This window comes from Dietzia sp. DQ11-38-2 (assembly GCF_014145055.1).
Taxonomy (GTDB): domain Bacteria; phylum Actinomycetota; class Actinomycetes; order Mycobacteriales; family Mycobacteriaceae; genus Dietzia.
This window is the reverse complement of sequence record NZ_JAALDW010000090.1, coordinates 1-5,422: the sequence shown is the minus strand read 5'-3', so window position 1 is coordinate 5,422 and position 5,422 is coordinate 1. Positions and strand designations below refer to the sequence as shown.

At 72.1% G+C, this 5,422-nt stretch carries 2 protein-coding genes; both read right to left on the bottom strand.

Features of this window, described 5'->3' with window-relative positions:
- Nucleotides 1-2,851 (bottom strand): UvrD-helicase domain-containing protein (locus tag G6026_RS03490; RefSeq protein ID WP_182612276.1); only part of this gene is annotated, 2,851 nt, incomplete at its 3' end.
- The coding region (locus tag G6026_RS03485) for a PD-(D/E)XK nuclease family protein (protein WP_182612275.1) at nt 2,848-5,422 on the bottom strand (2,575 nt) is incomplete at its 5' end. The genes G6026_RS03490 and G6026_RS03485, both read right to left, overlap by 4 nt.

Genomic DNA, 5,422 nt, shown 5'->3' with positions numbered 1-5,422 from the left:
GCGCGAACCGGTCCCGCAGGGCGGCGGCCAGTTGCTGGGGTAGCGAGGGGTCGGGCCCGCCCGCGGGGTGATGGGCGATCCGGGTCGCCGACCACCCGGCTCGCTCGGCGGATCGGGCGACGACCTCGCGGCTGCGGTCGTCCCACTCGTCCCGTCCGGGGACGTCGACGGGGGGTGCGGACGCCGGTTCGAGCAGATCCTGCCCGTAGGGCACCAGCTCCGGCGCGTCGGGCATCTCCATGACCGAACCGAGGAGGGAACCCCACAGTCTCCGGGGCTTCGGATTCTTCTCCTTGGTCAGTACGTATCCGTGTCCGGAGACGGCGAGGCGACTCTCCGCGCGCGTGGCGGCCACGTACAGCAGCCTGATCCGCTCCGCCAGCGAGTGTTCCGCCTCCCGCTCCGCGGCCCGTGCGAACCCGGGATCGCGCACCGAGGTGGAGAACGAGGCCGCGGGTCGGGGAGGCTCGTCGTCCGTCCACAGCAGTCTGTCCCGGTCACCCGGCCACTTGCGGCTCATCCCGGCGAGCACGACCATCGGGTACTCGAGCCCCTTGGCGGCGTGAATCGTGGTGATGCGGACGGCGTCGACCCCGATCTCCGGGATCGCCGCCTCCGGGACCCGGGCGTCCTCGGCGGTGAGTGCCAGCGCCCAGTCCGCGTACTCGCGCAGGTCGGCGCGGGCCGGGTCGGCGGCGGAGTCCTCCCACTGCCAGGCGTGTTCGATCACGAATCGGATGCGTCGCCACAGGTCGCGCCGGCGGGGCGACTCGGCGACCGATTCGAAGACCATCCGATCGTGGACGAGTGTCTCGAGGATCTCGCCCGGTCGTCGGCTCCGCCGGGACAGGTCGGAGAGGTAGTCGATCCCCACGGCGACCGGGGAGTCCACGAGGTGGTCGGGCGCCGGGGCGCCGGGGGCCCAGACCCCTCCGGCCGCGCGCCACCGGAGCAGGTCGTCGTCACCACATCCGAAGAGCGGGGAGCGGAGCGCTCCGACGAGCGATGCCTCGTCGGCCGCGTTGGCCACGGCCCGCACGGCGAGGAGGAGGTCCCTGATCTCGGGGGTGCCGTAGACGATGGACGACGCTTCGGTCCGGAAGTCGATCCCGGCGTGGTCGAGGCATTTCTCGATCATCGGCAGAGAACCCCGGGAGGGCAGGAGGATTGCGATGTCCCCGAGGCGGAGCGGGGTGTGGCCACCGTCCTTGGACTCGTGTGTCCACTGCTCCCGGACGGCGGTCGCGATCACCCGTGCCACATCGGAGGCTTCGGTCCAGTGCCGCGTGATGTCGTCATTCGCGTCCGCGGGACAGTGATCGGGCAGCGCGGGCACGTCCTCGGTGCGGAACACGAAGGGACGGGGCCCGTGCGCGGGGTCGTACGGGGGCCGATCGGGACCCGGTTCCAGTTCCCGGTACTCGGGCTGCACGCCCTGCGCGGCGAGCATCACCTCCGAGAACACCGAGTTGACCCAGTCCAGCACCGCCCGCGAACACCGGAAGTTGGTGCTCAGGCGCTCGATCTCGACCCCGTCCATCTGCTGCGCCCGCAGGTAGGTGGAGATGTCCGCCCGGCGGAAACGGTAGACGGACTGTTTGGGGTCACCGACGGTGAACAATCTCCCGGACACCGAGCCCGGTTCCGGGCTCGGTGCCGACCCACCAGTGGACCCCGCGCCCCGTCGGCCGTCCTCGGCGGTGAGGAGGGTGGCGAGGTCGAGCTGGATGGGGTCGGTGTCCTGGAACTCGTCGATGAGGATGCGCGTGTACCGGGCCCTGACCCGGTCCCGCACCTCGGGGTCCTGCAGCAGCTCACGCGCCAGGACGAGTTGGTCGTGGAACTGCAACGTGCCGCGCCTGCGCCGGTCCTCGGCGTGTCCGCGGATCACCGGGATGAGGGCGTCCAGGACGATCGCGATGCGGGGGCGCCAGTGGGCGGACAGGACCTCGGTGCAGATAGAGGGCAGTCGCTTGATCTCCTCCTTGATCTCCCTGACGGTGTCGGCGCCGCCCCAGTTGGGCCCCTTTCCCCCGCTTCCCGGACCGAGGGGCGTGGAGAGGAGTTCGACCCAGGTGGGAGACGCCGTCCGATCCGTGGCCGCCGACTGGAGGTCCGTCAGCCATTCCTCGTGCCTGGCGAGGGTCTGGTAGAGCTTGTCGGTTTCGTCCTGGCAGGACTCTCGCCATCCGATGATCGACCCGATCGCGGCGACGATCTCCGCGAGATCGGGGGTGGCGGGCAGCTCGGAACCGGGAGCCCCGCCGGAGTGGAGAGGGCCGCGCGGGAGTCGGTCCCAGTCGCGGTGCAGCGCCTCCACCATCTCGCGGAAAGCATGCGTGCCGACGCCGGCGTCGAGCATGTCGTCGACCGCCTGGGCCAGTATGCCGGAGCGCGACCCGTTCCGGTCTCCGCCGAACAGGACGCTCGCGCATTCCTGCCACATCGCTTCCACGGCCGTGGCCTCGGCGGTGTCCTGCTGGGCGGTCACCTTCGGCGGTGTCCCGGCCTCGAGCGGATTCTCCGAGAGCAGCCGCAGTGCGAACGAGTGCAGGGTCCCGATGGCCGCGGTGTCGAGCCCGGCGAGCGCGGCGTCCGCGCGGGGGTCTCCCCCCTCCCGTCGGTCGACCAGGTGGACCCGCAGCCGGTCACGCAGTTCGGCGGCCGCCTTCTCGGTGAAGGTGATCGCGGCGATCCTGTCCACGGGCACGCCGTCGGTGAGCAGGAGGGTGCTGAGCCGACCGACCAGGGCGTGGGTCTTCCCGGTGCCCGCCCCGGCCTCGACGAAGAGGGTGGCGGTGGTGTCCCGTTCGACCCGGTCCCGGGCGGGTTGGTCGTGGAGCGCGCTCATGGGGTCGACTCCGTTCCGGTCCCGGCCGTGTCACCGGCGACGATGCCGACGAACGCGGGATGGGACGCGAGTGGCTCCCGCCGGGACAGTCGCTCCCACGTGCGGTCCAGATCCGCGCCTCCGAGCAGGTCGGCCAGGTCGCGGGAGGACCCGCGCCCGCCCTTGAGGGGGAACCATCCCCGCCGGATGGCGTCGACCAGGTGGCCGACGTCCGAGCGGACCCGGTCCATGACGGCATCCGAGATGGTGAGGGAGATCTGTTCGAAGCCCCCGCGTTCGGTGCAGTACCAGTAGCGGGCCTCGCTCACGGGCATGTGCCGGGCGGAGGCGGCGGCCGCGGCGTACAGGGGGAGCTGGAACCGGGTGCCGGCCACGGTGGGGTCGTCCTCGCGCGGGCGCAGTTCCACCCCGGGTGGCTTCCCGGTCTTGTAGTCGGTCACGCGCTGCGCTCCATCCCGGACGTCGAGCCGGTCGATCGATCCGGCCAGGAGCAGGGTCTCCGGGCCGCGGGAGGTGATCACCTCGAGCGCGATCCCGGCCGACGGCTCTCCGGGGAGTCCGCGTCCGAATCCGAGCTCGGTGGCCGTGGGACGCCAGCCCGCGTCCGAATCAGCGCTGTCCTCCTCGAACCACCGGCCGAGCTCGGCGGCGAGGAGCATGCGTCGCCGGCGCCACAGGGGGGTGAGCAGCCCGGGAGCCGCGGCGACGGCCTTGTCGCACTCGTCGGACAGGGCGCGCATGAGCAGGTCACGATCCGGACCGACCCCCAGCGCGAGTCGCTCGCCCACGTATCTCTGCAGGATCGCGTGGACCAGGTCGCCGTAGTCGCGGAGGTCCATCTCGATGTCCGCCGCCGGGTCGTCGAGCACACGGACCCGGAGCACGGTGGCGAGGAAGAACAGGTAGGGGCTCTGGGCCCAGTCCTCCAGGCGGGTCGGCGACACGGGTGTGTCGAGAACCGTGACCAGCTCGTTCACGGACGAGACGTCTCCGGTGAACCGCGAGAACACACCGAGCCTCCGGTCCCGACGCATCTCGTGTGCCCGGATGAGCGGCTCCGGCGCGGTGGGTCCCGCCCGCCACCCGCGTGCCGCCAGTTCACGGAGGCGCAGCTCGGTGGGGGTGGCCGGATCGGGGCCCAGGAGGGGCGCGGGTGAGAGGACGCCGTCGACGAACGAGGGGACCGCGGTGACGGCGGGGCACCCCGCGACGGCCTCCTGCCACCGGGTGGCGTGGACCTGCTCGCCGGAGAGGCGCGAGAGCGTGGGCAGGAGCCACCGGGACGGGATGCGGTGTCCGCCACCCCGCATCGACCCGCGGGGGAACGAACACAGTCGTCGGTTCGCGCCCGCCGACAGGGCCAGTTGGAGGACCCGGTACCGCTCGTCGAGCAGTTCGGAGGCGGGTGGCTCGACCGCTCCCTCGGGCAGCAGCGGATCGGGTCGGTGCAGGACGGGTAACAGTCCCTCGGCCATGCCCACCACGCACACCGTGTCGAGGTCCCGGCCGACCGCGTCGTCGATCGGGCCCAGGCTCACGCCCGCCCCCTCCTCGCCGACCCGCTCGGTGATCGAGTCCAGCCGGGTGGACACGGCTCCGACGATCCGCTCGCGGGTGATCGCGGGCGAGAGGGTGTCGAGGTCGGCGAGAGATCCCACCGCGGCCTGCACCGCCGCGCGGTCGGGGGTCTGCCGGAAGAGGGAGGTGAGCAGGGTGTCCAGCGTCTCTCCGACCTCGGACCAGGTCCGTGCGGACTCGAGGGCGCCGAGGGTCGACCTGATCCTGTCGACCAGGTGTAGCAGCGCCGCGCCGGCCGCCCGGTCGGAGTCGGTGAACCCGTCCCCGGACTGATCACCACGGTCCGCGAGGTGGTCGGCCAGGCGGGTCCAGTCGCCCGCTCCAATGACCGGGACACGCATGCGGGTGAGCATCTCCAGCCGACGGGACGAGACCGCCGTGCCCCGGTCGTCGAGGAGTGCCACGGCCCCCTCGGCCACGATCGAGAGCAGGTCGGCGCGCGGCATGAGGTCCGGGTCGATCGCGAGCAGTCGGACGAGGGACCGGCCGGCGGTCGTGCGACCGAGATCGGTGGCGGAGGGTCCGTTGACGACGATCCCCGCCTCCGAGAACGCCCGGAGCAGCAGTCGGAGATAGGGGTCCGGCGACGGGTAATAGACGCCGATCCGGTGCCCCGGGAGCCCGTCCGCCAGGCGTGAGCGGACGAACCGGACCACCGCCCGCACCTCGTCATCCGGGTCCGACGCGTGCAGGACATGGGTTCCCGTGACGGCGCCGTCGCCGTCGGGCTCCGCCGCGGAGGCCAGGTGGTCGGCTCCCGTCCCGGGAATCGGCGTGACCCCGCGAGAGTGCAGGGCGGCGCGCAGACGTCGCTCGGCCTCCGTCCCCCTCAAGGGGGCCGCGAGGACCACGCGGCCGAGACCGTCCAGCCTCTCGATCGCGCCCGAGACGGCCTCGAACTGCGTGTAGTAGGCGGAGCCGGTCATCGCACGGGCCTGCTCTGACAACCGGAGCACCTCGCAATGGAGCCGGTTCTCCGCGGCCACCGATCCT